30 protein-coding genes are annotated in these 26498 nt (G+C 71.6%); 8 read left to right on the top strand and 22 right to left on the bottom strand.

What is annotated here, in order from left to right; translation table 11 throughout:
* Positions 1–3: 3 nt before the first annotated feature.
* Complete coding sequence (locus ACTWP9_RS14490) at positions 4–768, top strand: amino acid ABC transporter ATP-binding protein (protein ID WP_443246727.1); 765 nt, start codon at positions 4–6, stop codon at positions 766–768.
* A gap of 44 nt (positions 769–812) precedes the next feature.
* On the top strand, positions 813–1967 hold the full coding sequence (locus ACTWP9_RS14485; RefSeq protein ID WP_443246526.1) for an NAD(P)/FAD-dependent oxidoreductase: 1155 nt from the start codon (positions 813–815) through the stop codon (positions 1965–1967).
* Positions 1968–2164: 197 nt separating this feature from the next.
* On the opposite strand, the gene ACTWP9_RS14480 is transcribed toward ACTWP9_RS14485, so the two are convergent.
* The 6 genes from ACTWP9_RS14480 to ACTWP9_RS14455 form a co-directional block, all read right to left on the bottom strand.
* On the bottom strand, positions 2165–2620 hold the full coding sequence (locus tag ACTWP9_RS14480) for an anthrone oxygenase family protein (RefSeq protein ID WP_443246726.1): 456 nt from the start codon (positions 2618–2620) through the stop codon (positions 2165–2167).
* A gap of 12 nt (positions 2621–2632) precedes the next feature.
* The gene (locus ACTWP9_RS14475) at positions 2633–3013 is read right to left on the bottom strand and encodes a SchA/CurD-like domain-containing protein (RefSeq protein WP_443246525.1); all 381 of its coding nucleotides are present in this window, start codon (positions 3011–3013) and stop codon (positions 2633–2635) included.
* The gene (locus ACTWP9_RS14470) at positions 3013–3798 is read right to left on the bottom strand and encodes an SDR family NAD(P)-dependent oxidoreductase (protein ID WP_443246524.1); all 786 of its coding nucleotides are present in this window, start codon (positions 3796–3798) and stop codon (positions 3013–3015) included. Before ACTWP9_RS14470 ends, ACTWP9_RS14475 begins: the two co-directional genes overlap by 1 nt.
* On the bottom strand, positions 3795–4055 hold the full coding sequence (locus tag ACTWP9_RS14465) for an acyl carrier protein (RefSeq protein ID WP_443246523.1): 261 nt from the start codon (positions 4053–4055) through the stop codon (positions 3795–3797). Before ACTWP9_RS14465 ends, ACTWP9_RS14470 begins: the two co-directional genes overlap by 4 nt.
* Positions 4052–4390, bottom strand: coding sequence for a TcmI family type II polyketide cyclase (locus ACTWP9_RS14460; RefSeq protein ID WP_443246522.1), 339 nt, complete (start codon positions 4388–4390; stop codon positions 4052–4054). The genes ACTWP9_RS14465 and ACTWP9_RS14460 overlap by 4 nt, the downstream gene beginning before the upstream one ends.
* A 234-nt stretch (positions 4391–4624) precedes the next feature.
* Entirely contained in the window at positions 4625–5878 is a 1254-nt protein-coding gene (locus ACTWP9_RS14455; RefSeq protein WP_443246521.1) for an aldehyde dehydrogenase family protein, read from the bottom strand.
* A gap of 218 nt (positions 5879–6096) precedes the next feature.
* Here ACTWP9_RS14455 and ACTWP9_RS14450 point away from each other — a divergent pair, with 218 nt between their 5' ends.
* Entirely contained in the window at positions 6097–7581 is a 1485-nt protein-coding gene (locus tag ACTWP9_RS14450; protein ID WP_443246520.1) for a DUF6002 family protein, read from the top strand.
* The gene (locus tag ACTWP9_RS14445) at positions 7578–8663 is read left to right on the top strand and encodes a hypothetical protein (protein WP_443246519.1); all 1086 of its coding nucleotides are present in this window, start codon (positions 7578–7580) and stop codon (positions 8661–8663) included. Before ACTWP9_RS14450 ends, ACTWP9_RS14445 begins: the two co-directional genes overlap by 4 nt.
* 303 nt (positions 8664–8966) lie before the next feature.
* Here ACTWP9_RS14445 and ACTWP9_RS14440 read toward each other — a convergent pair whose 3' ends face one another.
* The 3 genes from ACTWP9_RS14440 to ACTWP9_RS14430 all read right to left on the bottom strand — a co-directional run bounded on the left by ACTWP9_RS14440 (position 8967) and on the right by ACTWP9_RS14430 (position 11695).
* On the bottom strand, positions 8967–9821 hold the full coding sequence (locus ACTWP9_RS14440; protein WP_443246518.1) for an AfsR/SARP family transcriptional regulator: 855 nt from the start codon (positions 9819–9821) through the stop codon (positions 8967–8969).
* Positions 9822–9857: 36 nt separating this feature from the next.
* Positions 9858–10718 carry a thioesterase II family protein gene (locus ACTWP9_RS14435; RefSeq protein ID WP_443246517.1) on the bottom strand — a complete coding sequence of 287 codons (861 nt, stop codon included), beginning with the start codon at positions 10716–10718 and terminating at the stop codon, positions 9858–9860.
* 113 nt (positions 10719–10831) lie between these two features.
* Positions 10832–11695: an AfsR/SARP family transcriptional regulator gene (locus tag ACTWP9_RS14430; RefSeq protein WP_443246516.1), complete on the bottom strand. Its 864-nt coding sequence runs from the start codon at positions 11693–11695 to the stop codon at positions 10832–10834.
* A gap of 296 nt (positions 11696–11991) precedes the next feature.
* Between ACTWP9_RS14430 and ACTWP9_RS14425 the strand changes: the two genes are divergently transcribed.
* The 3 genes from ACTWP9_RS14425 to ACTWP9_RS14415 all read left to right on the top strand — a co-directional run bounded on the left by ACTWP9_RS14425 (position 11992) and on the right by ACTWP9_RS14415 (position 15974).
* Positions 11992–12348 (top strand): hypothetical protein, encoded by a 357-nt coding sequence (locus ACTWP9_RS14425; protein WP_443246515.1) that lies wholly within the window; start codon positions 11992–11994, stop codon positions 12346–12348.
* Between the two features lie 41 nt (positions 12349–12389).
* Positions 12390–14693, top strand: coding sequence for a TOMM precursor leader peptide-binding protein (locus ACTWP9_RS14420; protein ID WP_443246725.1), 2304 nt, complete (start codon positions 12390–12392; stop codon positions 14691–14693).
* Positions 14694–14834: 141 nt separating this feature from the next.
* On the top strand, positions 14835–15974 hold the full coding sequence (locus ACTWP9_RS14415) for a sensor histidine kinase (RefSeq protein WP_443246514.1): 1140 nt from the start codon (positions 14835–14837) through the stop codon (positions 15972–15974).
* Between the two features lie 17 nt (positions 15975–15991).
* On the opposite strand, the gene ACTWP9_RS14410 is transcribed toward ACTWP9_RS14415, so the two are convergent.
* On the bottom strand, positions 15992–16597 hold the full coding sequence (locus ACTWP9_RS14410) for a response regulator transcription factor (RefSeq protein ID WP_443246513.1): 606 nt from the start codon (positions 16595–16597) through the stop codon (positions 15992–15994).
* A 122-nt stretch (positions 16598–16719) separates the two neighbouring features.
* On the opposite strand from ACTWP9_RS14410, the gene ACTWP9_RS14405 reads away from it, so the two are divergent.
* Positions 16720–17991 (top strand): cytochrome P450, encoded by a 1272-nt coding sequence (locus ACTWP9_RS14405; RefSeq protein ID WP_443246512.1) that lies wholly within the window; start codon positions 16720–16722, stop codon positions 17989–17991.
* A gap of 17 nt (positions 17992–18008) precedes the next feature.
* Here the strand turns inward: ACTWP9_RS14405 and ACTWP9_RS14400 are convergent, their stop codons facing one another.
* The 12 genes from ACTWP9_RS14400 to ACTWP9_RS14345 all read right to left on the bottom strand — a co-directional run bounded on the left by ACTWP9_RS14400 (position 18009) and on the right by ACTWP9_RS14345 (position 26439).
* Positions 18009–18662: a class I SAM-dependent methyltransferase gene (locus ACTWP9_RS14400; protein ID WP_443246511.1), complete on the bottom strand. Its 654-nt coding sequence runs from the start codon at positions 18660–18662 to the stop codon at positions 18009–18011.
* Between the two features lie 66 nt (positions 18663–18728).
* Complete coding sequence (locus ACTWP9_RS14395) at positions 18729–19076, bottom strand: hypothetical protein (RefSeq protein WP_443246510.1); 348 nt, start codon at positions 19074–19076, stop codon at positions 18729–18731.
* A gap of 534 nt (positions 19077–19610) precedes the next feature.
* Positions 19611–20006, bottom strand: coding sequence for a hypothetical protein (locus ACTWP9_RS14390; RefSeq protein ID WP_443246509.1), 396 nt, complete (start codon positions 20004–20006; stop codon positions 19611–19613).
* Positions 19999–20223 carry a hypothetical protein gene (locus ACTWP9_RS14385; protein WP_443246508.1) on the bottom strand — a complete coding sequence of 75 codons (225 nt, stop codon included), beginning with the start codon at positions 20221–20223 and terminating at the stop codon, positions 19999–20001. Before ACTWP9_RS14385 ends, ACTWP9_RS14390 begins: the two co-directional genes overlap by 8 nt.
* A 205-nt stretch (positions 20224–20428) precedes the next feature.
* Positions 20429–20725 carry a hypothetical protein gene (locus ACTWP9_RS14380; protein ID WP_443246507.1) on the bottom strand — a complete coding sequence of 99 codons (297 nt, stop codon included), beginning with the start codon at positions 20723–20725 and terminating at the stop codon, positions 20429–20431.
* 272 nt (positions 20726–20997) lie between these two features.
* Positions 20998–21840 carry a helix-turn-helix domain-containing protein gene (locus ACTWP9_RS14375; protein ID WP_443246506.1) on the bottom strand — a complete coding sequence of 281 codons (843 nt, stop codon included), beginning with the start codon at positions 21838–21840 and terminating at the stop codon, positions 20998–21000.
* Entirely contained in the window at positions 21837–22373 is a 537-nt protein-coding gene (locus ACTWP9_RS14370; protein WP_443246505.1) for a DUF6879 family protein, read from the bottom strand. Before ACTWP9_RS14370 ends, ACTWP9_RS14375 begins: the two co-directional genes overlap by 4 nt.
* A 5-nt stretch (positions 22374–22378) precedes the next feature.
* Positions 22379–22582 (bottom strand): hypothetical protein, encoded by a 204-nt coding sequence (locus ACTWP9_RS14365; protein WP_443246504.1) that lies wholly within the window; start codon positions 22580–22582, stop codon positions 22379–22381.
* A 186-nt stretch (positions 22583–22768) separates the two neighbouring features.
* A complete protein-coding gene (locus ACTWP9_RS14360) occupies positions 22769–23137 on the bottom strand; it encodes a DUF4260 family protein (RefSeq protein ID WP_443246503.1) in 369 nt (122 codons plus the stop codon).
* The gene (locus ACTWP9_RS14355; protein ID WP_443246502.1) at positions 23134–24237 is read right to left on the bottom strand and encodes an alpha/beta hydrolase; all 1104 of its coding nucleotides are present in this window, start codon (positions 24235–24237) and stop codon (positions 23134–23136) included. The genes ACTWP9_RS14360 and ACTWP9_RS14355 overlap by 4 nt, the downstream gene beginning before the upstream one ends.
* A complete protein-coding gene (locus ACTWP9_RS14350) occupies positions 24234–25544 on the bottom strand; it encodes an FAD-dependent monooxygenase (protein WP_443246501.1) in 1311 nt (436 codons plus the stop codon). Before ACTWP9_RS14350 ends, ACTWP9_RS14355 begins: the two co-directional genes overlap by 4 nt.
* Positions 25534–26439, bottom strand: a complete 906-nt coding sequence (locus ACTWP9_RS14345; protein WP_443246500.1) for a 4'-phosphopantetheinyl transferase superfamily protein — start codon at positions 26437–26439, stop codon at positions 25534–25536. Before ACTWP9_RS14345 ends, ACTWP9_RS14350 begins: the two co-directional genes overlap by 11 nt.
* Positions 26440–26498 lie beyond the last annotated feature (59 nt).

Genomic DNA, 26498 nt, shown 5'->3' with positions numbered 1-26498 from the left:
ACCATGACCCCCGCCGTGATCAGAGCCGAGAGCGTGCACAAGAGCTTCGGCCGCACCGAAGTACTCAAGGGCATCGAGCTGACCGTCGCGCCCGGCGAGGTGATGTGCCTGGTGGGCCCCTCCGGCTCCGGCAAGTCCACCTTTCTGCGCTGCATCAACCATCTGGAGAGCATCGACCGGGGCCGGCTGTATGTGCGCGACGAACTCGTCGGCTACGAAGAGCGGGACGGCAAGCTGTACGAGCTGAGCGAGAAGGCCGTCGCCCGGCGCCGCCAGGGCATCGGCATGGTCTTCCAGCGCTTCAACCTCTTCCCGCATATGACCGCGCTGGAAAACGTCATCGAGGCTCCCGTCCAGGTCAGGAAGGAACCGAAGGAGCAGGCACGGGCACGCGGCAAAGAGCTGCTCGACCGCGTCGGGCTGGCCGACAAGGCACACAGCTACCCCGCGCAGCTCTCCGGCGGCCAGCAGCAGCGGGTGGCCATCGCCCGTGCCCTGGCCATGGAGCCCGAGCTGATGCTCTTCGACGAGCCCACCTCCGCGCTCGACCCCGAACTCGTCGGAGAGGTGCTGGAGGTGATGCGGTCGCTCGCCGAGGACGGCATGACCATGGTCGTCGTCACCCATGAGATGGGCTTCGCTCGGGAGGTCGGCGACTCGCTGGTGTTCATGGACGACGGGGTCGTCGTCGAGACCGGCCGGCCGGCGGACGTACTGGCCGCCCCGCGCCATGAACGCACCCGCGCCTTCCTCAGCAAGGTTCTGTGACCGGCACCCCTTCGCAAACCGTCACCCCCCAAGGGAGTTACTCAATGACCACCCGAGCCGTCGTCATCGGCGCCGGAGTGATCGGCGCAGCCACGGCCCACAGACTGGCCGAGGCGGGCGTCGGCGTCACCGTCCTGGACGCCGGAGGCCGTACGCCGGGCACCTCCAGCGCCACCTTCTCCATCGATGTCACCCATCTGAAGACCCCGCACTCCTACTTCCTGCTCAACCAGCGCAGCGCGGCCCTCCACCGCGAACTGGAGGAGGAGGTCCGCGCCACCGGAGGCAGCGCCGGCTGGCGGCACCCCGCACCGCTCGTCCAGTGGGGCCACACCGAGGAGGAACAGCGCACCCTCCGCGCACGTGCCGAGCGCCTGGCCGGCTGGGGGCACCCGTGCCGCACCGCCGATCCCGGCGAACTGCGCACCCTCGCGCCCGGTGTCGACCCCGCGGCCTGCCGCGCGCCCGAGCTTGTCGTACACGACGAAGCGGCCTGGTACGACGCGCCCCTCCTCGCCCGTACGCTGCTCGACCGTGCCGCGGCCCTGGGCGCCGACATCCGCTACGACAGCCCCGTCACCGCTCTGCTGCTGGACGGCGGGCGGGTACGGGGCGCCGAGGCGCGGGGCCGGCGCTTCGAGGCCGACCACGTCGTCAACTGCGCGGGGCCCGACGCCGGGCGCATCGCCGAACTGGCCGGGGTACGGCTGCCGCTGCGGCAGATCCCCGGGCTGGTGGGCGAGTCCGTGCCGCTGGCCGACCCGCTGCGGGCCATCGTCGCGACGCCCGGCGTGGATCTGCGCCCGGCGCCGGGCAACCGGGTCTGCGCCATCTCCTGGCCGGTCGACGCCCTCCTCGCCCCGACCGCGGAGACCCCCGTACCTCCCGAGGCGGACCTGCTCAGCCGGTGCGCCGCACTGCTGCCCGCCTTCCGCGCACTGTCCGGGACCCGCATCGGGGTCCGCCCCGTCCCCGAGGACGGCCTCCCCCTGGTCGGCCCGCATCCGGAGGCGCCCGGCCTTTACACCATTACGACGCACAGTGGGGTGACCCTGGCGCCGCTGCTGGCCGCCCTCGCGGCCCGGGAGTTGACTACCTCCGCGCCCGTCGCTGAGCTGGGCCCCTATCGGCCCGACCGCGATACCTCCCGGCCGATTCGCGATGAAAGTCTGGCGGTGATGAGCGGCCACCGCGCCTAAGGGGGTGCCCCTGTCTGCCGACTGCGGCGTGCGGGTTGCGTTGTGGTTGCTCGCGCAGTTCCCCGCGCCCCTTACGGGGCGCGTCCGCGTCCCCCTGCTGCGCTTGGGCAGTCTGCTCCCCCAAGCTCTTCGAGCAGGGGGTACCCCCAGGCGCAGGGTGGGCAAGCGCAGCACCCCGACGCCGGGTACGCGAGCGACTAGGCGACCGTCACCGCCGCGGCGTTCAGCACCAGGGCGACGAGGGACAACGCGGTACGCAGCAAGTGCCAGCGCCGCCACAGGGGGCGGGGGTCCTCCCAGTCGTCCGGCAGCGCTGTGGGGTCCGGCACGGCCTTGACCCGCCGGTTGATGGGGACGTTGCACAGGTGGGAGACGGCCGAGACGCCCAGCAGCAGCACTGCCGCGGCGGCGAACAGCGTGCGGGCGAAGGTGCTGTCGGCCACGAAGGCGAGGGCGACGGCCAGCGCCGTGGACGTCAACACGACGACCGGCATGGTGGGGTCCCAGTTCCGCCCCAGCAGCTTGTGCGCATGCACATAGGTGCCGGTCTCCATGGCGAACAGCGCCGGCAGCACGCTGAGCGCCACGGCGAAGAGGACCCCCGCCGTGACGCCGCTGCCGAGGAGAACGGCCACTCCGAGGACAGCGTCCATCCTCATCGCAGGTCAGCTCCCGGCGGGGTGCGTGTCCACGGTCAGCTGGGCGATGGACCGCATCGTGGCGTCGCGGAAGTAGGCGGCGAAGGCTGCCGGGGAGGAGGTGTCGCGCTCCTCGGCGAGGTAGGGCTGGAGCTTTTCCTCCAGGATGTGGACGCCCTTCTGCTGCGCCATGTGCTTGCCGACCGCCGCGAAGTCGCCCTCGTAGTGGATGACGCGCACCATCACGTCGTCCTTGATGAAGACGCCTGTGCCCAGCAGCCGACCGGCCGCCTGGCCGTCGTCGCCGGTCAGATCGGGGGTGTCGACGCGCTTGAAGTTGGCGAAGATCTCCGCGATCTCCTCCTCGTGGCCGGGCTTGACCCGGTAGGTGATTGCCGCGTAGGGCATCAGATTCCTCCATCGACTGTGAGCGTGGCGCCGGTGATGTAGCGGGAGGTGTCACCCGCGAGGTAGAGGACCGCGCCCGCCACGTCCGCCGCGGTGCCCAGGCGGCCCAGTGCCGTCATCCCGGCGAGGCGCTCGACGAGCTGCGGCGGCAGGCCGGCACCCGGCTCGTCCTCGGTCCCGGTGACGCCGGGCGCCACGGTGTTGACGCGGATGCCCCGGCTGCCGACCTCCTTGCACAGAGCGCGACCGAAACCGACGAGTGCTGCCTTGGAGGCGGAGTAGTGGGTGCCCAGTGCCCGCCCCCGCAGGGCGACCGAGGCGCCGACGTTGACGATCGAGGCGCCGTCGGCCAGCAGATCGTGGACGGCACGGGTGACCAGGTAGGCGGAGGTGACGTTGGAGTCCATCAGCCGGTGCCACTCGGTCTCGTCCAGGTCGGCGAACTTGCTGTGCCCGTCGACGCCGACGTTGTTGACCAGCACGTCGAGACCGCCCAGCTGCCTCCCGCACTCCTCGGCGAGGCGGGCGGCGTCCTGCGAATCGGTGACATCGGCGCGTACCAGGTGGTGTTCCACGCCGGTCGCCGTCAGTGCCTCGGCCAGCGTGCGCGCTTCGTCACCAGCCGTGCGGTGGGCGACGACCAGGCGGGCACCCGCCTCGGCGAAGGCCAGCACCGTGGTACGTCCGATGCCGCGGGTGCCGCCCGTGACCAGGACACGCTTGCCGGCGAGCCCCGGCGCGGGCAGCACACCGGTTTCCGTACCGGCTGCTGTTCCGCCGCTCATGCCGCATCGGGCAGGTTGGCGTTGATCATCTTGAGCAGCAGCCGGGGCGTCTCCGCCTCCACCACGGCGTCGTCGGACAGTTCGACGCCGTACTCGCGCTTGATGACCCCGGTCACCTGGAGCAGCGCGAGCGAGTCGTAACCGAGTTCGAGGAACGGCACGTCCAGAGCCGCCTCGTCGGCGATGTCGACATCGTCGGCCTCGCCCGCGCACTCCAGCAGCTTCGCGGCCAGCTCACGCTGGGTGAACTCGCTCACTGGATCCTCCCTCCGTCTTTCGTCCATACGTAGAACGGGTTGGCCATCGCGTCCTTGGGCTCCTGCCAGTTCGGGTCGTAGGGCGACACGCACTGCGCGAGGCGGGTGTTGATGTCGTCGTAGAGGGGGTGGCTGCGGGCGCGGTAGAGGTTGGGGGTGATGTCGTCGTCCGCCTCGACGAGGTGGAAGTACAGGTCGTGGAAGGTGAAGAGCGTCCGCCGCGCCACCCCCACCATGTGGGGGAGTTCGGTCGCGTCCGACTCCTCGAAGATCCGCGCGATGGAGTCGGCCTTGCCCGGCTCCATCCGCGCCACTATGAGCGTCCGGTGTGCCACCGTCGCCTCCTTCGGAAAGGTCTGGAGCAGCCCGTCCCATTCGCTCGGCGGGCCTCCCGCGCAGCGTGCCAGCACCCTCTACAGCCCCACTCAATGCCGCGTCCGGCGAGGTCTTGCGTGCCCGGCAGGGGGACGCGGACGCGCCCCGTCAGGGGCGCGGGGAACTGCGCGACAAGCCACAACGCACCCGCAAGCCTGCGAACGGCAGCAAGGGGCAGCCCCTCTCCAGACCGGCTACCGCAGCGGGCCCGTAATCACCGCCCGGCGCTGCGCGACCTCCCGCGACAGCAACAGCGGACGCCCGATCAACCGCCCCTCCCACCGCACCCCGCTGGCCTGCACGCCATACCCGCCGAACGGCTGATTCCCGTCCTCCGCATCAAAAGGCGTGGCATCACGCAGGACGACAGCCGTACCAAGGGTCTGTCCTGTCAGCCGCGGCTCACCGAGCACCGCCGCGTACATCCCCCGCTCCAGCTCCACCGGATGCCGCGCCCAGGCCCGCGGCAGTTCGGGGTCCTCATAGGGGACGACACAGAACAGCGGCCCGGCCAGCTGCGGCGGATGGAAGCCGGGATCCTCGTCGAAGACGAGGAGGGAGGGCTCCACCTGCATCCGCTCCGGATCGGTTCCGCCTCCCGCCACCACCCGGTCGGCGTGCTCGTCCAGGAACCGGGCCGCACCCTGCACGGCCTCCCCGTAGGTGAGCGCGGTGAGGACGGCGTCGGGCCAGCTGCGGGCACCGACCGTCAGCACGGACAGCTCGGCGCGCAACTGCTCGACCAGCGCGTTCAGCCGCAGCCTGTGGACGAACAGCACATCGGGACAGCGCCGGTCCTGCCCGGAGTTGTACAGCCGGGCGCGCAGCACGGCACGGCAGGCGGCGGCCGGGTCGGTGCGCGGGCCGACGATCAGCGGGTTGGGCGCGTGCCCGGAGTGGAGGATGAGCGGTCCGTCGCCGACCCGGGTCAGCAGCCGGCTGCCGGCCTCGGCGGAGCCGGTGTGGACGACGGCGTCGGACTCCGCGCAGACGGGCATGAAGTCGCTCTCGTCGGCGTCGGTGAACCGGATGCGCGCCGCCAACTGCGGTTCCAGCCTGCGGCTGATGGTCTGGTGCACCTCATAGGACGTCTCCCGGATCCGCGGCGTGGGCCGTACCACTACCTCGTCGCAGTAGAGCGCGGGCACCAGGCAGTCGCGGACGTAGGAGTAGAGCGCGGTGTGCTGCGGGAGGACGACGGAGATCCGGGACAGCTGCGGCACTCCCGTGCGGGCCAGCTCCCAGGGCGCTCCGGCCATCGCGCGCAGCGAGCGCAGCAGTTCGTCGCGGGCACTGGCATAGGTGGCGAGCCGGGTGAGGGCGCTCAGCAGATCGGTGCGGCTGTGCAGCAGCGCAACGGCGGCGCCCGCGGCCCTCTCGTGCGCGGCCTCGAGGTCGGGCCACGTGCGGGTGACGGATTCCAGCACGGGCATGGAGGGCTGGGTCATCGACGACTCCTCGGGCGCGTGCGGGGTCGGTCCGACCGGCTTCAACCGGCCCTCGACCCCGCCGGGTTACCTTTCCCTGCGGCTCACCGCCGCATTTCCGAGGAATCACCGAAGTCGTTTTATGTCAGACCAGTGACGGTGATTTCAGCGTAAGGGGACAAGGGCGGGGTGTCGAGAGGGGCGACCCGGACCAGGAGTCGACCAGAGGGGGACCATCCATGACTCTCACCGCGCACACCGGCCTCGCTGCCCATCCGGACCTCGCCGCGCACACCGGCCTCACCGCTGCCCCGCAGCAGCAGGCACCGCCCGGTCAGCCGCTGACCCGCCACTGGGACACCGTCCGTGCCCTCGTGCGCGCGCTGCACGAGGGCACGGCTGCCGCGGAACCGGCCGCCCCGCAGGACCCCGCCGCCTTCACCCCTGACGGCGAACTCCCGCCGCTCGACGGCCCGTTGCGCTCGTTCCTGGCCCCCGCGGCAGCACGCGTCGTACGGCTGCCGGACTACCGCGGCACCCGGCTGCACCTGCTCGACATGTGCCATGGCCCGGGGTCGCGTTCGGTGCAGTCCGGCGGGGCGCTGGTGATGGTCGCGCGCGCTGTGCAGCATGTGCGGCGAACCGGCCAGGACGTCACGCTGCTGGCGCCCTCGTCCGGCAACCGGGCCACCGCGCTCCGCGATGCCGTACTGCGCGCCCAGCAATGCGGGCTGGCGGGCCCGGACCAGGTGCGGGTCGTCAGCCTGGTGCCGGCCTGCTCGCGGCACAAGGTGGCGGACTCGGCGCTGGCCCGGCACCCGCAGCTGCGCCGCCGCAACCCGCTGGTGGTCTACCACGGTTCGGAGCCGGGCGCCGTGCACGAGCTGGCCGCCGCATACTGCCGGGAGCGCGCTCGCACGCTGCGTACCGGGACGGGCACCGCGCTGTGGTACGTACACGATCCGGTCGACCAGCGGGCGGTGGACGCGCTGCGCGCTTTCGTGGAACGGGACGCGCTGGGTGCCGCTCCGGCCGCGGGGCGGGTGCACGCGCAGGCGGTCGCCACCGGGTCCGGGCTGCTGGGGCACCGGTTGGGCAGCACGCTTGTGGACCCGGAGGGTGCGGCGGGGCCGGCCTCGGCGCGCTATCTGCTGGTGCAGCAGCTGCACAACCCGGACCTGGTGCTCCATCTGCTGACCGGATCGTTCTCCCGGGAGGGCGTGCCGCCGTACAAGTACGACCGGGCGCGCCGCGTCCATCGGCAACCGCCCGAGAGCCTGGACCCACGCTTTCCGCCTACCACGCACAGTCCCGAAGAGATCCTGGAGCCCACCTTCTTCACCCGCGCCCCCGGGACGGCGCCCGAGACGAGCGCGCTGGTGCGTACGCAGGGGGGCGGCGGAATCGTCGTCTCGCGCTACGAGTGCCTGGCCCGTTATCCGTCCGTACGCGCCATGCTGCGCCCGGCAGGCGTCGAACTCCCCGCCGACCCGGCGCGGCTGGCCGAGTGGTCGCTGGTGATGGCGCTGACCGGAGTCATGAACGCCGTTCAGCGGGGCCTGCTGGCCGAGCCGGAGGTGGTGGTGCACAGCACCGGCTCCTACAGCGCGGACGACGACGACCGCGCTCCGGTGCCGGACACGCGCGCACGGTACGCGGACTCCGTCGACGAACTGCACGCCGTGGTCAGCCGGGCACTCGGCCCGCACGGGTGGCGGCCGTGACGGCGAAGCCCGGCCGGTCCGGCGACCGCCCACCGCCCACCGGGCCGCTCGTACTGTCCCGGCAGTCCTACGACGAACTGTTCGAGGTCGCCGCCCAGTTGCTCGCGCTGGTGCGCAGAGCAGTGCTGGCGCTGGCACCCACCTGGCCGGAGAGGCTGGTCGCCCTGGGCGCGGACCCCGCTGACCAGCTGCCGCACTCAGGGCTGGAGACCACGGAGACGGACTGCTGCACCCTGCTGTCCGGTGCCGACTTCGTGGTCGGTGAGGCGGGACCGTGGCTGGTGGGCCTGGACACCGGCGGCGCCCTCGGCGTCCCGCGCGAGTCCGGAGTGCTCCCGGAACAGGACGGGGAGCCGCTGTTCGGACACGACCCGCAGGCCGCCCGCGCCGAGGCACTCGCGGACCTGTGCGCCCGCACGGGACTGCCGTGCGCCGTGGCCCTGATCGGGCCCGGCTTCACCCTCGATGACGCCCACGACTTACGGCAGCGCGGCTTCACCGCCGACCTGCTGGACCCCGATCGGCTGCCCGGCGCGCTGGGCCGCCCCGGCGAACTGCGCTATGCGCTGGGCCTGCTGGGCGCACGGCAGTCAGGCGGTACGGATCCGGCGCCCGTACGGCACGCACAGCGCGCCGGACTGTTGCTGCTGCCGCCGTTCAGCAGTGGGCTCTTGGCCGACAAACGGGCGCTGGCCCTCGTCTCCGAGGGGCTGCCCTGGATGACCCGCGGCGAGCGCGCACTGGTGGAACGCCGGCTGCCATGGACACGGATCACCCTCGCGGGCCGCACCGGATGGCACGGCACCGAGCAACAACTGCCCGACCTGCTGCTGGCCCACCGCGAACGGTTCATTTTGAAGCGAGCTGTGTCCGGTACGGGACCCGTCCTGGTGGGCCACGAAACGGACAACCGCACCTGGACCGCCGCGGTGCGGCGGGCCTTCGAACAGGCCGACAGCGTGGTCCAGGAGTACGTGCGACCAGCGGCTTCGCCGCTGGTGCTGCGCACTCTGTTGTTCGGCAACCGCCCGGCCGGCTGCCGGATCCGGTATCCAGCGCCAGGCGCCGTACTGGCCCGCTGAGGCTTGCCCAGCGCCTTTCGCGTACCCCGCATGGGCGCTGCGCTTGCCCACCCTGCGCCTGGGGGTACCCCCTGCTCGAAGAGCTTGGGGGAGCAGACTGCCCAAGCACAGCAAGGGGACGCGGACCCGCCCCGTCAGGGGCGCGGGGAACTGCGCGAGCAAGCACTGGGGGTACCCCCTGCTCGAAGAGCTTGGGGGAGCACCCGCACCCCGCAGACGACGGACAGGGGCAGCCCCTGATCGGAACACCCGGGAGGGCAGGCCAAGATCCGCCGGGCACGCCCTCACCGACTGGACGCGGCGTCAGCCGCCACGCAGTGCCCTCAGCGGCCCCCCGCTGCCGCTGAAAGCCACGTCGCGGGCGGCGCCGGTCAGCTCCAGTTCGACGGAGGAGTCGAGCACGGCGCACTGGAGCCGCTGGAGGTCGGGCGAGGGGTCCAGCCCCAGCTCGCGGGAGAGGACACCGCGCAGCCGCTGATAGACCTCCAGCGCGTTGCCGCGCCTGCCCGAGCGGTAGAGGGCGAGCATGAGCTGGGCCTGGATGCCCTCGTGCAGCGGGTGCTGTGCTGCCAGCCCGGAGAGTTCGCCGACCAGTTCGTGGTGGCGCCCCAAGGTCAGGTCGACCTCGATGCGCTGGTTGAGGATGCCCAGCCGCGACTCCTCCAGCCGGGTCGCTTCGATCTCCAGCAGCGGTCCACACTGCACGTCCACCAGTGCGGGGCCGCGCCACAGTTCCAGCGCCCTGCGGAAGGAGGCGGAGGCGCCCACGAAGTCGCCGGCCTCCAGCGCCCGGTGCCCGGCACCGGAGAGCCGTTCGAACTCGCAGACGTCGACCATGCCGCCCTGCGTGTCCAGCAGATAGCCGCCCGACTCGGTGATCAGCACACTCTTGGCGCCGTTCGGCAGGTCGGCGGGGAGGCGGTCGCCCAGGGCCGCCGCTATGAGGTTGCGCAGCTGCAGTACGTACGTCTGCAGCGTGGTCTGAACGCTGCGCGGCGGCGACTCCCCCCACAGCTCCTCCACCAAGGAGGCGACCGAGACCACCTGGTCCGGGTAGAGGGCCAGCAGGGCGAGCACCTTTCTCGGTTTGACCGCGGTCGGGACGACGGAGACCCCCGATTGGACGACCCGGCAGGGTCCCAGCACGCTGATGTCCATCTCTCGCTCCCTTCGGGTGCGTTGTGAACTGACGAATCAGGTTGATGAATCGGACAGGTGCGAGACGCGCTCCCGCCCGGTGCGCAGGCGCAGTTGTGCCGCCAGCAGCTCGGGCAGCGCGGTGTCGCGGACGAAGAAGTGGCCGCCGGGGACGGTGTGCAGGGCGAACGGACCGCTCACCCAGCGCCGCCACTCGGCGACGGCTGCGGCCGGTGCGGCCTCGTCCCCGGTGCCGGCGAAGGCGTGCACGGGGCAGTCGAGCGGCTCGTCCCAGCCCCCGTCCACCGCACCGCCTCCCGCCGCACCGCGGGCCGCCCGCCCGCCGACCGCGCGCAGGCTGGCGGCGAGCCGCAGGTCGTCGCGCATGGTGGACAGCAGGGTGCGCAGCCAGCGCGGGCGCTCGAACAGGTAGGAGGGCAGCGTGCCGTAGCGGTCCAGCGCGGCCAGCAGTGCCGCGTCGGGCAGCTCACGCTGCTCGGTCAGCGGCGTCGGCAGATGCGGCGGAGGGCAGGCGCCCAACCCGACCAGCACCGGCGCCGGGCGGCCCGCGCGCCGTACGCGCTGGGCGAAGCGGTAGGCGACGAGAGCGCCGAGGCTGTGCCCGTACAGGGCGTAGGGCTCCTCCAGCAGCGGGCCGAGCTGTGCGTCGAGCTCGTCCAGCAGCCGGACCCCGTCGGTGATGCGGGGCTCACGCAGCCGGGTCTCCCGTCCGGGGAGCCGGACGGGCAGTACACACACGCCGGGGTCGAAACCGCGGCGCCAGCGCGCGAAGGTGAGCGCGCCGGCTCCCGCGTGGTGGAAGCAGAACAGCCGCAATCCGGTGGCGGGCGCCTCGCCCATGGTGGGCGGTGCGTCCGTCGGCCGGTGGCCGGGAGGTGCCGCGAGATACGCGTTCATCCCTGCCCCCTTCCCCCGTCCCCTTGACGGGGCCGGTCGCCGAGGGGCAGATCCTCACGACCGGCGCTGGACGACAGCTCGAAGCGGGGTGGACCGGCCCCGGGAGGGGCTCATCACCCCGCAAGACCGGCGGCCTGCCCCGAACCGCTTCCGCGCCAGGTGTCCAAGGCATCCTCGCCCCGGAGAATGGCCTGGTGCAGGCGGTCGATCCGGGGCGAGGGCTCCAGGCCCAGCTCCTCCACGAGGGTGCTGCGCAGCCGCCGGAAGGCGATCAGCGCGTCCGAGGAGCGGCCGTCCTGGTGGAAGGCGACCATCAGCAGCGCGTGCAGGTTCTCGTAGAGCGGATAGCGGCCGCGCAGGGCGCACAGTTCGGCCAGCACCTCACGGTGGCGTCCCATCCTCAGGTCGGCGTCGATACGCCGCTCCAGCGCGCCCAGCCTGCTCTCCTCCAGCCGGGTGGCCTCGATGGACAGGTGCTTGCCGTGCGGGAGGTCGGCGAGCGCGGGGCCGCGCCACAGTGCGAGCGCGTTCTCCAGCAGCCGTGACGACTTGGCCATGTCGCCCGCCTCGTAGGCGGCGTGCCCGGTGCGGGTCAGCCGCGCGAACTCCAGGGCGTCGACGTCACAGTCGGCGATCTCCAGCTGGTAGCCGCCGTGCCGGGTGGCCAGGATCTCCTTGTCGCTGGGCGCGTACGGGTCGCGGGGCATGGCACCGGTTCCGGTGCCCGGCAGCGGTCCCGGTTCGCCGAGCGCGGCGCGCAGCCTGCGGCGCAGCTGCAGGATGTACGTCTGGAGCGTGGTGGGGGCGCTGCGCGGCGGGCCGGAGCCCCACACCTCCTCCATGAGGTCGGACACCGGCACGATGTGCCGGCTCTGGAGAGCGAGCAGGGCCAGGATCTGCCGCGGCTTGGCCGCGCTCGGCGCGATCGAGACGCCCGCCGTCTCGGCGTGCAGAGTTCCCAGCACCCTGATACGCATTGGGGGCCTCCCCGTTGGCGGTTCTCGCTGAACTGATAGCAGGATTCGGAGAATCGCACTCCATCAGTGCAGCGGAACAGTGAGGAACTCACGATCTTGGAGCGGAGATGCGGCGGGGCGGCCCATGAATTCTTCACATGGAGGGTCGTGAAGCGCCCACTGGCCCCCGTACCGGCACCCGCTCACACTTCATTCTGCGCAACGGACCCAGAGAATCGGGCCACTCCCCACACCAGCGTCGCCCCATGAGTCCACGGGGGGCCATGGGTTTCTCTCATCAGACGGGAGACGTCACGATGTCAGGTCACGCGCTCGCCAAGGTCACCGTCAACTCCGCACACGCCGCCGTTGACTCCATCGACCAGGACTGGCGCTTCGCCGAACTGACCGCCCAGTGCTGTCTCGACCCGGCGCTCGCGGTGCGCTATGCCGTCGAACCGCTCGAGGTGCTGGCCGAATTCGGCATTCACACCGACGACAAGACACCCCTTCCTGCACTGCCTGACGGGCTCGGCGCGGAGGTGACGATCACGAGCCTCGATCCGCACGAGGCCGTCGGCCACACCACCGACTGCCAGACGTGGGTGCCCGTGCCCGTGGCAGAGCCCCGGGTTCCCGCTCCTCCCTTCTCACCCGGCGAACCCGCCGTCTGACGCGTAACGGGCGGAAAGGAACGGGGGAAAACAGAATGGAGATGGAAACCGCGCTGCCCCGACTGGGGTTCCGCAAGAATCTGCGGCCGGCCGTCGTGCCCGGCGATGCCACGTATCTCATCTCCGAGCAGGGAGTCACGGCGGTGGAGGGTGCCGCGATGGCCGCCCTGGCACCGCTGCTCGACGGCAGCCGGGACCTGGCCGAACTGGCCCGCGAGACCCGCGGAGTGCTCTCGCCCGGCCAACTCGGCAGCCTGCTGGGCCAGCTGACGGAGGCCAACCTGGTCGCCAGCTTCACCCCGGCGTCCGGCCCTGCCGCAGTCCAGTCCGATGCCACCTCGGCGTTCTGGGAGTCCGCCGGGCTCAACGGGGTGCGGGCCGACGCCGAACTGTCCGCGGGGCGCGTCAGGCTGCTCGCCGTCGACGGAGGTGAGGGCCACCACGCCGCACGGGACGCGTTCCGGGCGGCCGGGGTGGGCCTGGCCGAGCCGGGCGAGTCCGCCGAGCACACCCTCACCGTGGTGCTGTGCGAGGACTACCTCTCACCGGTTCTGGCCGACATCGACACCGCGCAGCGGCGGGCCGGCCGGCCCTGGCTGCTGGCCAAGCCGTACGGCGTCCAGCCGTGGATCGGGCCGTTCTTCCAGCCGGAAGGGGGCGCCTGCTGGCACTGTCTCGCCCACCGCCTCAGACACCACAGGACCGCGCACAGCTATGTGGGCCGGGCACTCGGCCTCTCGGCGCCGGTCACGCCGCCGCGTGCGCACATCCCCGCGAGCCGGGCCTGCGCGCTCCACCTGCTGGCGCTCCAGGCCGCAACCTGGCTGGGGGGATTCCGGGACGCGGGCCAGTCGGCGGTCTGGACCCTGGACAGCCTGCGCGGCGAGGGCCGGCACCATCCGGTCGAACGCCGGCCGCAGTGCCCGGCCTGCGGTGATCCGACACTGGTGGCGACGCGGGTACGGCAGCCCGTCACGCTCGTCTCCCGCCCCAAGGTGGCCACCGGCGGCGGCCACCGGTCGATGACGAGCCGCGAGATGTTGCAGCGGTACGAGCACCTCGTCGGCGAGGTCACCGGTGTGGTCCGGCTGCTGCAGCGCGACCCGCGCTGCCCCGCCGACCTCAACGCGTTCGTCTCCGGGAGCAATCCGGCGCTGCGCGGCAACGGGATCCGCAACCTGCGCTCGGCGCTGCGCAGCCACAGCGCCGGAAAGGGCGTCACAGAGCTGGACGCGAAGGTCGGGGCGCTGTGCGAGGCGCTGGAGCGGTACTCGGGCACCTTCCAGGGCGACGAGGCCCGCGTCCCGGGGCGGTACGCGGAGCTGGGCGAGGCAGCGGTACACCCCAACGCCTGCCAGCTCTACGACGAGCGGCAGTTCGCCCGCCGGCGGGAGTGGAACGCGCTGCACTCGCCGTTCCAGTTCGTCTGCGACCCGTTCGACGAGAAGGCGGTCATCGACTGGACCCCGGTGTGGTCGCTGACCGAGCGGCGGCACCGGCTGCTGCCCACCGCCATGCTCTACTTCGCCACCCCGCAGCACACCGGAGCGCCGGTCTTCGCCCGCGCGGACTCCAATGGCAACGCGGCGGGCAGCAGCCTGGAGGACGCCGTCCTCCAGGGCTTCCTGGAACTCGTGGAGCGGGACGCGGTGGCACTGTGGTGGTACAACCGCACCCGGCAGCCGCAGGTCGATCCGGAGTCCTTCGACGAGGAGTGGATCCCCCGGATGCGCGCCTCGTACGCCGCCATCGGCCGCGAGTTCTGGGTCCTGGACCTGACCTCGGACCTGGGTATTCCGGTGATGTGTGCGCTCTCCCGGTACGCCGGTCGCACGGTCGGCGGGCGGGACGGCCGCGAGGACGGCCGCGAGGACATCGTCTTCGGCTTCGGCTGCCATCTGGACCCGGCGCTTGCGCTGCGCCGGGCGTTGACGGAGATGACGCAGATGCTGCCAGCGGCGCTGGACACCGAACTCAGCTTCGAGGACCCGGTCTTCCGCGACTGGTGCATCCGGCGTAGGGTCGCCGATCAGCCCTATCTGGCGCCGGACCCGGAGGCTGCCGTGCTGCGTGCCGCCGACTACGCCTACACACCGCGCGCCGATCTGCGCGAGGACGTGGCGGACGCCGTCGCGCTGCTGCGCAGGCACGGAATGGAGCTGCTGGTTCTGGACCAGACGCGGCCCGATCTGGGCATCCCGGTCGTGAAGGTCATCGTGCCGGGGCTGCGGCACTTCTGGGCACGATTCGCACCCGGAAGGCTCTTCGATGTGCCGGTGGGACTCGGTCGCCTCGACCGGCCGGTCGACTACAACGGCCTTAACCCCATCCCGGTCTTCGTCTAGCCGATGGTGGCACCGGACCCCCTCGCCTATGCTGAGCACACCTTCGTCAGGGCGAGGGGGGATCGCCAGGTGAGGCCAGGGGGAGAGCAAACCTCTTTACATCAGCAACCGCATTGGGGGCAGCGACCGGCTGTTTACGGGGTGGATGCCGACACGGCTCCCCGCATCGTGCTGACCGTCTTCGTCGTGGCCCTCTCCGGGATCATGGGCGCCGCGTTGCTGCATCTGCTCACCATCGGCGCCTCCTTGAAGCAGGTGCTCGTCGGTGGCCCGGCGATCGCAGTGATGTTCTGCGCCCAGGTGGTCCGCTCCACACCCCGCGGAATGCGGATGAGCCGCACGCGCCAGTACTGGGTGCTGGGGGTGCAGACTCTCTGTACGTTCCCGCCGATGCTGCTGCTGGGGACCGCCTGGATCGGGCTGCCCGGGCTGCTGGCTGGATCGCTGCTGCTCACGTTGCCGAAGCCGTGGTCGTGGCTGGGGACAGCCGGGTGCGTGGCGAGTGTCGTACTCGTCACCTCGGCCTCCGGCTGGCCGCCACTGCGCGTGGCCTACAACGGGGTGTCCGCGCTCACGACCTGCGCCGTCGTCTACGGGCTCACCAAGCTGTCCGAGATCGTCATCCAACTGCGCGCTGCCCAGCAGGAGATCGCCCGGCTGGCCGTGGAGGAGGAGCGGCTGCGCTTCGCCCGCGATCTGCACGACCTGCTGGGCTACAGCCTCTCGGCGATCACTCTGCGCAGCGAGTTGGCGCATCGGCTGGTGGACGCCGACCCCCCGCGCGCCAAGGAGGAGGTGACCCACGTGCTGGAGATCTCCCGGCAGGCGCTGTCCGACGTACGGGCGGTGGCGCGCAGCTATCGCAACATCTCGCTGCCCGTCGAGATCTCCTCGACCGTCTCGGTGTTCGAGGCGGCCGGGATCGAGGCGGAGGTCGACTCGACGCTGGAGAACATCTCGGAGACGGTCGGCACGGTGCTGGCCACCGTGCTGCGCGAGGGCGTCACCAACATCCTGCGGCACAGCAAGGTCCGGCACTGCCAGATCACCGTGCGCGGCGGCCCGGACCACGCCGTGCTGCGGCTGGTCAACGACGGGGTGCAGCCGCGCCCCGACCCGCTGGACCCGACGACCCCGCAGCCGGACTCCGACGGGGGCAGCGGTATCGGCAACCTGGCCACGCGGGTGGCGGCGATCGGCGGCACCCTGCGTGCCGACGTGCACGAGGACGGCTGCTTCCACCTGGAGGCCAGCATTCCGGCCGTGGTGCAAGGTCCGTAGGCGTTCCGGAACCGCCGCTACAGCCACCCCTGTTCGCGGGCGATCCGCAGGGCGTCCACCCGGTTGCGGGCCCCCAGCTTGATGACGATGGTCGTCAGATAGTTGCGTACGGTTCCCACCGAGAGGAACAGCTGGCCCGCGATATCGGCGGCCTCCGCGCCCTCGGCCGCCAGCCGCAGCACCTCGGTCTCACGCGCCGTGAGCGGGTTCTCCCGTGCCGACCAGGCGTCCAGGGCGAGTTCGGGGTCGATGACGCGCTCCCCCACCTGGATGCGGCGGATGGCGTCCGCCAGTTTGCTGGGCGGGGCGTCCTTGAGGAGGAAGCCGGAGACGTGTGCCTCCAGCGCACGGCGCAGATTGCCGGGCTGGCCCAGGCTGGTGAGGATCAGGGTGCGGCAGGACGGCAGCTTCTCGTGCACCTCGCCGGCGGCGGTCAGCCCGTCCATGCCCGGCAGATCGATGTCGATGACGGCGACGTCGGGGCGGTGCGCGAAGACGGTCGGCAGGATGTCGCAGCCCGAGTCGACCTCGGCGACGATCTCGATGTCCGTCTCGATATCGAGCAGCGCCACCAGGGCGCCACGGACCATGTGCATGTCCTCGGCGAGCACCACTGAGATCATCGTCGAGTTCCCCCGCGGACTCGGCCGCCCTGACTGGCGGTTAGGGACGAGAGAATACCGCCTGATGCCGCGGGCAACACCGGCTCGACCACGAATCGAGGCCAAAGTTGAACAGTGCGTGCATGGCCCAGGATTCCGCCGCCCGTACCGATGTCCGCGCCGACGCGGGCATCAGCTCGCGTGCCTACCCTCCACCGCGCCGTTCGGCGACCGAGGTGCCCGACGCCTATGCCGTACTTCGCGCCGAGGAGCCGGTCGCCGAGGTCACCCTGCCCAGCGGCGACACCGGTCACCTGGTCAGCCGCTACGACGACGTACGGGCCGTGCTCGCGGACCCGCGCTGCTCACGCGCCGCGACCGTGCTGCCCGGGGCACCGAAGCTGACGGCCGTCCCGTTCGACGCGGGCGGCCTGTTCACCATGGACCCGCCCGAGCACACCCGGCTGCGCGGCCTGGTCGCCCGGGCCTTCACCCCGCGCAGGGTGGAGGACATGCGGCCCCGTATCGCCGAACTGGCCGAGGAACTGGCCGCTGCAATGGCCGCTTCCGGCAGCCCCACCGACCTGAACGCGGCCTTCGCCTTCCCCTTCCCGGTGGCCGTCATCTGCGAACTGCTCGGCGTCCCCTACGCGGACCGGGAGCGCTTCCGCACCTGGTCGGACGCCGTGCTGTCGCTGACGGCGCACACGCCCGAGGAGATGCTGCGGCACAAACAGGCGCTGCTGGGCTACTTGCGGGACCTGGCGGCCGACAAGCGGCGTGCGCCGGGCGAGGACCTGCTGAGTGCGCTGGTCGCGGTACGGGACGAAGAGGGCGGCGCGGAAGGCGGCGCCGAGGGCGGGCTGAGCGAGCACGAACTGCTCACCCTCGCCATGACGTTGCTCATCGCGGGGCATGAGACCACCGTCGGTGTCCTGGGCACCTCCGTCTTCACGCTGCTGCGGCACCCCGGTCGGCTGACCCTGGTGCCGGACGGGGCGGAGGAGCTGGCCGCCCTGGTCGAGGAACTGTTGCGGATCAACCCGATCGGGGACGGTGGGCCGCTGCGGGTCACCACGGAACCGGTCGAGATCGCGGGGCGGGTGCTGCCGCCCAACAGTGCGGTGATCGCCTCGATCTGCTCGGCGAACCGCGACGGTGCCCGCTTCCCGGACGCCGACCGCTTCGTCCCGGGCCGTGCCCATGATCCCGCCCAGCCACCGCATCTGGCCTTCGGCCACGGCCCCCACTACTGCCTGGGCGCCCCCCTGGCCCGCGCCGAGCTCGCCATCGCCCTCCGCGTGCTGGCCGACCACTTCCCCACCCTGCGGCTGGCCGCGCCCGTCGAGTCCGTCACCATGCATGCTGGATTGCTGGTCAACCGGCTGACGGAGCTGCCGGTCGTGTGGGGGTGACCTTTTGAGGACCGCGCTCAGGCTTGTGCGGCACCGATGAGAGTGCCGATGTGTCCGGGCTCGCGTGCGTCCAGCACGGTGGCTTGTGCGGTGGCAAAGCCTGCACGAGTGAGCAGGCGTTCCCATACGGCGGGCCGGAAGCTGTAGCGGTAGGTGAACATGGCGGGCCCGGCGAATCCACCCTTGTACATGCCCTGCGGGCCGTAGGCGCCCGGAATGGCCGGCGGCTGGGAGAAGACGAACACGCCGCCGGCGTTGAGCCGGGCGCGGACGAGAGGGAAGAGCCGACCGGGATCGGCGAACCACGCGCAGCCGAAGATGGAGTAGATCGCGTCGTAGGACACTTGGTGCATGGCGAGGTGGTCCAGCACTTCGCCCTGCACGAAGGTGGCGCCCGGGATGGGCCAGTGTTCTTGCAGCTTTTTGACCATGACCGGGGAGAGGTCCAGCCCAGTGGTCCGGACTCCCTGCTGGGCGAGGTAGGCCACCGCACGGCCGGTGCCACAGCCGATCTCCAGCGCGGTCTGCGGGGAGCCGAGTAGTTCCGGGCCGGGGCCGTGCTCGGCGTACTGGGTCCACCGGAAGACCGGCTCGGCGTCGGGGTCGAACGCCGATTCCGCGTAGGCGTTCCACAGTTCCATCTCGGCGGCGATGTCATGGGGGACGGGCACGGGGTTCCTCTCCAGGGAGCGGGAGTGCCCGCCCCGGTGTGAGCGGGGCGGGCAGGGTAGGGGCGGTCAGTGGGGCGGGGCGGGGCAACGCTCGCCGTCGCGCGGGCAGGTCAGCGCACACCGCACCACCAACTGCCCGTTCGCGTAGTAGCCCGCGTAGGCGTCGGCGTCCCGGTCGATACAGCCCCGCAGGTAGGCCAGCTTTCCCTCGACGTCCGTGGGCGGCATGCCGCGCACCTCCTTCTCCAGCCAGGCGTAGGTCTGAGCGGGATCGGTGAAGGTGCCGGCCCGCATGGACTGGGGCTTGCGGAACCACTGCGAGATGGTGTTCGGGGGAACTGCGGCTTGGAGGTTTCGGGCCTCGCTGTCCTTGGGCCACTGTGCCCCGGTGTACCTGTACGCGTGCCAGTGCACCGTCCGGCGTCCTTTCTAGTGGACGTGGCGCCCTGCTCCGCGAACGAAGGGCCACGCGTGCGGAGTTGTTACTGGTCGCCGCCGCCACAGCCTTGGCCGCTGCCGCAGTCAGGGGCGTCAGCCGGGTCGGTAGGCTCGTCGTCCTCGGGATCGGCGGCCAGGATCAGCGCATGCATGGTGCTCCTCCTTCTGCTGGGTTTCTCGGGGACCCGCCCTCCGGGCTGTGGCCGTCACGCGTTGGAGTGGAAGCCGTGCGCGGCGGCTCGCCCGGGGGGCGGGGGTCAGTCCTTCTTCGCGTCGGAGTCCTGCCGGGGGTAACCGCTCAGGGCGGTTGTCGCTCCGGCCAGGGGGGTCATGAGGGGGCGCCTCGTCGTTGCTGCGCCCGGCGGATGATCTCGTCGACCACGGGCGGCAGGTTGGCCGGTCGCCTCCTGCAATCCGCGCACACCGGCACATCGCGGTCCGGACCGGTGGTGGACAGACAGCGGACAATTTCGACGCTGTGTTCGGTGCCGCAGCCTTCACAGCGGACGGTCACATCGCCACCACCCTCACTGCGGGCAGCGGGCCATCGTCGGCCGACGACTTCAAGGCTGTGAGGAGGGCGTCCAAGAGCAGCAGCCCGGCCTCCAGCTGGACCATCGGGTCCGCGGGCAGCCCGTCCGGCGCAACGCGCACGTCGGCCCGCGCTTCACGAGCGGACCGTTGCAACTCGACGGCGAACTGCCCGGCCTCGGGCCCGGTTGGATGCGCCAGTTCCAGATACGCGGCCCGGCGGGCGAGATACGTGAGGACAAGAGCGCGCTCCCCAGCGCTGGAGTTCTCCCAGAAGACCCGTAGGAACTTCGACTCCATAGCCCTCTCGGGGCCGCGTGTCCGCAGGTGCTCGGTCATGAACCGGCGGAGCGTCAGGTGGCGGGTGTCAGACACGACCGGCCTCCCCGGCCTCGGCCGCGGCGGCTCGCTTCGCCAGCGCCGCGATCGCCTGTTTGGCATCGGGGGATGTCGTCCACTGATGGGCCAGCACTCGCGCGCACGGCCAGCAGGCGTACTCCCCACCCCCCGCTCCCGAGCCCTGCTCGTGGACGATGATGAGCGCGACATCGTCGGCCATGCCCTGGTGCCACGCGCAGTATCCGGCCGTCATGTGGTCTTCTCTTTCTCTGCGGGCGGGCAGACGCAGGTGCCCTGCGCGGTGATCCAGCCGGGCTGATCGGCACTCGGTGAGGGCTCGGTGCCGATCACGACGGTCGGCAGTACGCCGCAGCGTCGGCACGCCACACGTTCGGCCAAGACCGCATCAAGGACCGCGCGGACTGCCGGGTCACTGGCTGCCGTTGTCGGTGCGGCGCTCATACGAATGCCGCCGCGGGCAGGCGCATGCGCCCGCCGAAGGCAGCGCCGAGCGCGACAGGGTCTGTCAGTCGGCCCGTACCGTCCGGGCTTTCGAGCCAGCCCTGGCCGTGCCCGTAATCCCCGGGCGCTGGACACCGCAGAGTCCGGTCGCTGCCCCACAGCGTGAGGTGGCGGAGTTCGTCCAAGTGGTCAGCCGCGTCCGGCGGAAGGAGCCACCAGGCCAGGCGGCTCTCCGGGTGGACGAGAACGGGGCCGAGCTTGCCCGCGCGGGAGAGGACCGGTATGGCGTCCATGCTGTCCAGCAGGTCAGCCTCAATGACCGTCCACTCTGTGGGCAGAGGAACAGTGGCCAAGCCGTCTCGGGACCAGGCCGTGAAGACGGCCGTGGGGCGGGGCGTGGACTCGGCCAGCCAGCATGCACCTCGTGACCATGAGCCATCACGAGCAGTAGCAGTACGCGGGGTACTCGTCACCATGCGCAGCACGCTATGGCGACGCGTTGCAGCTCATCCCAGGCGTTGCGCGGAATTGCGCCTGTGACACGCAACGTTGGCAGAGTTTGCGGCTATGGCAGGTCGAGTGACGCTCTCGCTCGGGCAATCAGCCGATGTGCCCGGTGCTCGTACACAGCCACCTCGTCCATGGCCGTCCAGACCTTGGAGAAGAACGCGACGTCCTCAGCCTCTTCCAGCCACATCTCCAGGTTCCACGTCTCGGAGATGACCAGCCGGTCGTCGTAGATCGCGAACCCGTCGCCCGGAGCGATGGACAAGGGCGCGCTGAACGGCACGATGCCCAGTGACACATTGGCCAGACCAAGCAGAGAGATAAGCCGGTCGAGCTGCGCGGCCAGTACCTCGCGAGAACAAATGAGAACGTAGAGAGCGCCCTCCCAGACGAGCATCCGGAACTCCCGGCCTTGCTCGTACAGCGCGACCTGGCGGCGCATGCGGGCGTTGACCGCAGCTTCGGTATCACGAGGAGTCGTTCGGAAGTCGGCGTACCGGGACAGCACATGGCGGGCGTAGTCCGCTGTCTGGAACATGCCGGGCACCACCGAAGCTTCGAAGCCTCGTATCACTCGCGTGCGCTGGGTCTCAGAGATCCCTGCCTCTTGCCGGGGCCTGTGGCCGACGGCCAACTGGCGGCGCCACGTGCGGTAGCGGCTCTCCAAGCCTCGGAGGCGCCCCTGCAACTCGGCAGCTGCATCCGGTTGACCGACTGCTTCTGCCCACGCTTCGAGATCGCGCGCGGTTGGAGTCTGCTTGCCGTTCTCCAGCCGCGAGACCTTCGAGGGCTGCCAGCTCAGCCGAGCTGCCATCCCGCGACCGTTCAGCCCGGCCTCGGTGCGCAACTCGCGCATTCGCGCACCGAGGGCGATACGGGCGGTCTGGAAGTCGGTGCTCACATGGAGGAACGTACCCGCCGTACAACTTCAGCGGCAGGTCGTGCCCTCGGCTCGGCCAACTCACGGATGTGGCAAGCCGCGGCTACTTCGCCCGGGTCCTGGCGGAGTTCCATGCCGAGGGAAGCGTTCCCGTTGTAGTGGAAGACACCGATGGTGTGAGAGTCGAAGAGCCAGAAATCCTGCATGGAGACGGCGAGGTTGTCGGCTTCCGACCGAGCCAGGTATCTGATGTCCTCGCCGGCGTCGACGCTGTCGAGGACGTCTTCGAGCAGCCAGCGTTGGTAGTCGGTGGGTGGTTCGTCCAGAACTCGAACGCGGGCGACACTTTTGCCCTGCTGGCGTAGTGCGCGCATGGTGACCAGCCATGGGCGATCGATATCGTGCGGGGTCGGCTCGCCGCGGAGGAACCGCTGGAAGTCCTCGGACTCGTGGGGTACGCCGTACTCGCGGCGGGTCTCCCACCTCCAAGCGGACTCCTCGAAACCGTCGCGGAAGAACTCTGTGATGGCCGGGCCTGCGATCAGGTCGGGCACGCGGGCTACTCCTTCGGCGCGAAGCGGGTGAGAAGTTCGGCCGGAACGACGACGAAGGTCTCGGATGCCTTGACGTCGCGGAGTTGGCCGAGGTGTTCCGGGTTGGTGAGCCGTTCGCCTTGGACGACGATGTCCCCAGTCTCTGTGTCCCTGTAGAGCGTCGGGCAATCGCCGTCCTTCGATGTGGTGCCGAGGAACTCCAGTGCCATGGCCTTCTCCCTCACAGATGGGCGAACCCAGCATGCAGCGAATCGCGCGCCGCCGCTGGAGGATTGCGGCAGATTGCGCGCCCCCGCGCTAACGCTGAAGTTGCTCGCAATTCGCCTCCGGACCTCCCTCATCCGCTGGGCGGGAGGGGCAGATGTCCTCGAGCAGGAACAGAGTGCCCAGCGCAGCTAAAGGCGGGAGCCGTCCGCGGCACGCGGGCCGTAGCCGAAGGCGCGGTCGACGGCGATGTGGGCGAGCCAGCCGCACGCGGCGACGTTCAGCTCAGGCAAGCGCAGCGCCCTCGCGGCGCCGAAAAGGATCAGCGGCACACCCGGGGAGTGCAGGACGTTGTAAGGGCGGACCGCATAGGGCGGGAGGGGGTCGAAGGTGGGGGCCGAGGCAATCCCGTAGAGGAGGGCCGCGTCGGGGAGGAGCGCGCAGGCCCAGAGCAGGCGGTTGCGGGGCCCGCCCAGCCGGGCGCCCGCAAGAAGGGCTGCCGCGCCGACCGTGCCGCTGAGGGCTCGGCCCCAAGGGGGGCGCCAGCTCCAGCCGTTCATGTCCGCAACCGGCCCCGTCGGCCCCCGCGTAGTCCGGCAGCCGCCTCCAGTACCGTACGCCGCACCGGGTGGACGTCCAGGCCGCGCAGGGCCGAGCCGAGGAGCAGGGGGCGGATCCGGCCGAGGTGGGCGGGGGCGCCGTGTTCGTCGTCGACCAGGAGGAACCGCCGTCGCGCCGACGGGTTGCGGGCCAGCGCTGCAGCGTCGCTGAGCGGAACGATGTCGTCCCGTAGTGCGGCGACGTAGGTGACGGGCAGATCCGTCAGCCGGGCCAGCTCGTCCGGCGTCAGCGCCCACTCCCCCAAGTCGGCGGGCGGACCGCCGGTGAGCCGCGTCAGGGTGTGCACCGTTGTCGCGGGGAGGCCGGCGTGCCAGTCACGGTCGCGGAAGAAGTGCCGCACGGGGGCACCCACCGTGGAGACGCCCACCAGGCGGCGGTCCGTCAGCGCGGCCCGCAGCGCGAGGTGGCCGCCGAAGCTGAGGGCCACGGCGTGGGTGCGGCGGACGTCGGCGCGGTCCGCGAGCCGGTCGAGGAGGGCGCTCACCATGGCGGGCGCGGCGGCGTCGTAGGGGAGGGTGTTCTCGCCCACGCCGGGCAGCTCCGTGACGGCGATGGCGGTGCCCAGCGCGGCGGCGCGGGCGAGCAGCGGCGCCCACTGTTCCTTGACGGAGACGATGCCGCCGCACACCAGGATCAGCGGGCGGGGCGCCTGCCGGGACAGGCCGGCCGTCCACGCCGCGAACCGGCCGCCGCCGGAGGGGAGTTCGAGCTCCGTGCGGCCGATGCCGGGGTAGGTGGACCGCCAGCCGTCGAAGGCCCGCACGCACAGCCGCTGCGCCCGCTCCCGCGCGGGTCCGTCCACGGAGGGGAAGCGGGCCAGCGCATAGTGCCGGGCGGCGTCCAGGTGGCGGCCACGGGCGGCGAGCGCATCCCCGGCACGGCTCCAGACCACGGGCCAGGAGTCCGCCTCGTCGCCGTGTGCCGTACGGATGCGGGAGAGCACGGCGCGGCAGCGGGCGGCGGGGATGCCCTGCGCGCGGGCGTGCAGGGGCGCGAGCGCGCGGAGTTCGGACAGCGTCGGCGCTTGGGTGACGCTCATGCGGGTGTCACCTCGCTCGGGCAGGCCGACTGTCTCGGCGGGGCATGGCCCGGGAAGTAGGCGGGGGCCAGCACCCGGCGCCGCAGTGCCGGGCTCGCGTCCAGGGCACGGTAGAGGCTGCGGCGCAGCGCGGTCGCGGCGGGGGACGTGAGGGTGAACATCCGCTCCTGCCGCAGCTGGAGGGCGCGCGAGCGGCGTACGTCCGGCTCCCGACGGCACTGGAAGAGGTGCAGGGCCGTGCCGAGTGCCGAGCCGCGGGCCTGTCGGTCGCGGCTGAGTGCCTCGGCGACCAGCGGGGCCAGTTCCACGGCGTCGGCCAGCGCGTGGTTGACGCCCTGGCCGAGGACGGGCGAGAGGGTGTGCGCCGCGTCGCCGATCAGTACGACGCCGGGCGCCGACCAGCGCGGCACGTCGGTGGTGAAGATGTCCAGCAGTGCGGTGTCCGACCAGCTGCGTACGCCCTTGCGGGCCGACTCACCGGCCTGCGGGGCGAGTTGGGCGATCCGGGCGTGCAGCTGGTCGAGGCCGCCGGCGCGCAGTGCCCGCAGTCCGCCCTTGGGGATGTTGAGGCCGACCCGGACCGTGCCGTCCGTGCTGGGCAGGAACAGGCCGTGGCTGCTGCCGGTGATCCGGACCCGGTAGGCGCGCCGGTCCCAGCCGGCGGGGAAGGGCAGCTTGAGCCAGATCACGTCCCGCTCCAGCGGCATGTGCCGCGCCCGCTCCGCAAGCCCGCTCAGGCGGCGTACGGCGCTGTAGCGGCCGTCCGCGCCGACGGTCAGTGCCGCGTGGACCCGCACCGTTCCGGTCGGGGTGCTCGCCCGTACGCCTGTCACCGCGGGGCCCTCCACCAGCAGGCCGACCGCGGTGGCGGGCTCCAGCACGGTGCAGGCGCCCGGTTGCGGGCCGGTCAGCTTCGCGAGGGCGGCCAGCAGGGTGGGCTGGGCGAGCTCCACCGGGTGCCGGTAGCGGTAGGGGAAGTCGGCGAACCGTACGTCGAGCACGCGGCGGCCCGCGTCCTCGATCTCCAGCCGGTCCACCCGGTGCGCCGACTCCCGTACCCGCTCCCAGGCGCCGAGTGCGGCCAGCAGCCGTACGCCGTCCGGCGAGACGGACTCGCCCCGGAAGGCGGGGCCAGCACCGCGGGCCGGGTCGCGCTTCTCCAGCAGGACGACGTCGCAGCCCAGCCGGGTCAGCGCCAGCGCGAGGGCCCGGCCGCCGGGTCCGCCGCCGACCACGCACACGTCCGCGCTCAGTGCCGCGGTCCCGCTGTGTTTCTCCCTGGGCGACCTGGGTGGCTCACTCCGCACGGTTCCCCTCCCCCGCTCCGTCGGTCCCGTCCGTTCCGTCCATTCCGTCCGTCCCGTCCACCAGTGCCGCGATGAGACCCGCGTCCAGCATGGTGGCCGCCGCCGTGTCGCTCGTATCGCCGAAGCCCGCGTCGAAGAGGGCGACGCTGACGGTGTAGGCCCGGTCGATCAGGCAGGTGTGGAAGGCCCACTCCTCGCCGGTGCCCGGCGCGCCGTCGGGCCGCAGCACCTGTACGTTGCGGTCCTGCGGGCTGAAGCCGAACTCGGTGAAGCGGAACCGCATGCCCTGCCCGATGGCCTTGCTGTACGCCTCCTTCAGCGTCCACAGCCGCACCAGTGCGGCGTTGCGCCGCTCCTCGGCAATCTGCGCCAGGGTGCTGCGCTCGTACGGTGTACAGACCTGGTTCTCGGTGCCCAGGCCCAGCATCGGCCGGTCCTTGGCCTCCGCGTCCACGCCGATCCAGCCGCGCCGGGTGAGGCCGACGAGCAGCAGGTCCTCGGTGTGGCTGAGGCTGATGTCGATCTGGTCGAGGCCGCGCAGATAGGGGCGTCCGCCGGGCTTGTAGGCCAGTTCGACGGCCTCCGGTGCTGCCTCGATGACCGCGCACGCCACATGTTTGAGCAGCAGCCGGGACGCCACGAAACGGGCCCGGACCTGCGGGTGGGTCATCTTCCGGAAGCGGGCGTGGTCCCGGCCCAGCAGCGGCCGCAGCCCCTCGTCCTCCAGGTCGTCGGGCAGCCACTGCGCCAACCGCGCGTGCACGACGACGCTTCCGTGGCGCTCGACCGCCTCACGGACCCGCTCCCAGGGTCCCTCCGGTCCGCTCACCCGCACCGGCCGGGCGAGGGTCTGTGCCGTTCGCTCGTCCGTCGCGGGGCCCAAGGTGATCGCCATGCCAGCCCTCCAGGCGTGTGCCCACGCCGTCGAGTACGTCCGCCGCGCGGTGACCCGGC

Origin of the sequence: Streptomyces sp. 3N207, assembly GCF_052246355.1 — a bacterium.
GTDB lineage: Bacteria > Actinomycetota > Actinomycetes > Streptomycetales > Streptomycetaceae > Streptomyces.
The sequence above is the reverse complement of the archived record's forward strand: the minus strand, read 5'-3'. Positions and strand labels throughout refer to the sequence as shown.

Excerpts from the sequence above, each read along its gene's own strand:
- ACTWP9_RS14410 (WP_443246513.1), bottom strand. The coding sequence starts at position 16,597 with ATGATCTCAGTGGTGCTCGCCGAGGACATGCACATGGTCCGTGGCGCC.
- ACTWP9_RS14455 (WP_443246521.1), bottom strand. The coding sequence starts at position 5,878 with ATGACCCAGCCCTCCATGCCCGTGCTGGAATCCGTCACCCGCACGTGG.
- ACTWP9_RS14470 (WP_443246524.1), bottom strand. The coding sequence starts at position 3,798 with ATGAGCGGCGGAACAGCAGCCGGTACGGAAACCGGTGTGCTGCCCGCG.
- ACTWP9_RS14480 (WP_443246726.1), bottom strand. The coding sequence starts at position 2,620 with ATGGACGCTGTCCTCGGAGTGGCCGTTCTCCTCGGCAGCGGCGTCACG.
- ACTWP9_RS14405 (WP_443246512.1), top strand. The coding sequence starts at position 16,720 with ATGGCCCAGGATTCCGCCGCCCGTACCGATGTCCGCGCCGACGCGGGC.
- ACTWP9_RS14475 (WP_443246525.1), bottom strand. The coding sequence starts at position 3,013 with ATGCCCTACGCGGCAATCACCTACCGGGTCAAGCCCGGCCACGAGGAG.
- ACTWP9_RS14380 (WP_443246507.1), bottom strand. The coding sequence starts at position 20,725 with ATGGACGCCATACCGGTCCTCTCCCGCGCGGGCAAGCTCGGCCCCGTT.
- ACTWP9_RS14345 (WP_443246500.1), bottom strand. The coding sequence starts at position 26,439 with ATGGCGATCACCTTGGGCCCCGCGACGGACGAGCGAACGGCACAGACC.
- ACTWP9_RS14425 (WP_443246515.1), top strand. The coding sequence starts at position 11,992 with ATGTCAGGTCACGCGCTCGCCAAGGTCACCGTCAACTCCGCACACGCC.
- ACTWP9_RS14365 (WP_443246504.1), bottom strand. The coding sequence starts at position 22,582 with ATGGCACTGGAGTTCCTCGGCACCACATCGAAGGACGGCGATTGCCCG.
- ACTWP9_RS14435 (WP_443246517.1), bottom strand. The coding sequence starts at position 10,718 with ATGAACGCGTATCTCGCGGCACCTCCCGGCCACCGGCCGACGGACGCA.
- ACTWP9_RS14355 (WP_443246502.1), bottom strand. The coding sequence starts at position 24,237 with ATGAGCGTCACCCAAGCGCCGACGCTGTCCGAACTCCGCGCGCTCGCG.
- ACTWP9_RS14490 (WP_443246727.1), top strand. The coding sequence starts at position 4 with ATGACCCCCGCCGTGATCAGAGCCGAGAGCGTGCACAAGAGCTTCGGC.
- ACTWP9_RS14420 (WP_443246725.1), top strand. The coding sequence starts at position 12,390 with ATGGAAACCGCGCTGCCCCGACTGGGGTTCCGCAAGAATCTGCGGCCG.
- ACTWP9_RS14430 (WP_443246516.1), bottom strand. The coding sequence starts at position 11,695 with ATGCGTATCAGGGTGCTGGGAACTCTGCACGCCGAGACGGCGGGCGTC.
- ACTWP9_RS14485 (WP_443246526.1), top strand. The coding sequence starts at position 813 with ATGACCACCCGAGCCGTCGTCATCGGCGCCGGAGTGATCGGCGCAGCC.
- ACTWP9_RS14450 (WP_443246520.1), top strand. The coding sequence starts at position 6,097 with ATGACTCTCACCGCGCACACCGGCCTCGCTGCCCATCCGGACCTCGCC.
- ACTWP9_RS14385 (WP_443246508.1), bottom strand. The coding sequence starts at position 20,223 with ATGACGGCCGGATACTGCGCGTGGCACCAGGGCATGGCCGACGATGTC.
- ACTWP9_RS14360 (WP_443246503.1), bottom strand. The coding sequence starts at position 23,137 with ATGAACGGCTGGAGCTGGCGCCCCCCTTGGGGCCGAGCCCTCAGCGGC.
- ACTWP9_RS14440 (WP_443246518.1), bottom strand. The coding sequence starts at position 9,821 with ATGGACATCAGCGTGCTGGGACCCTGCCGGGTCGTCCAATCGGGGGTC.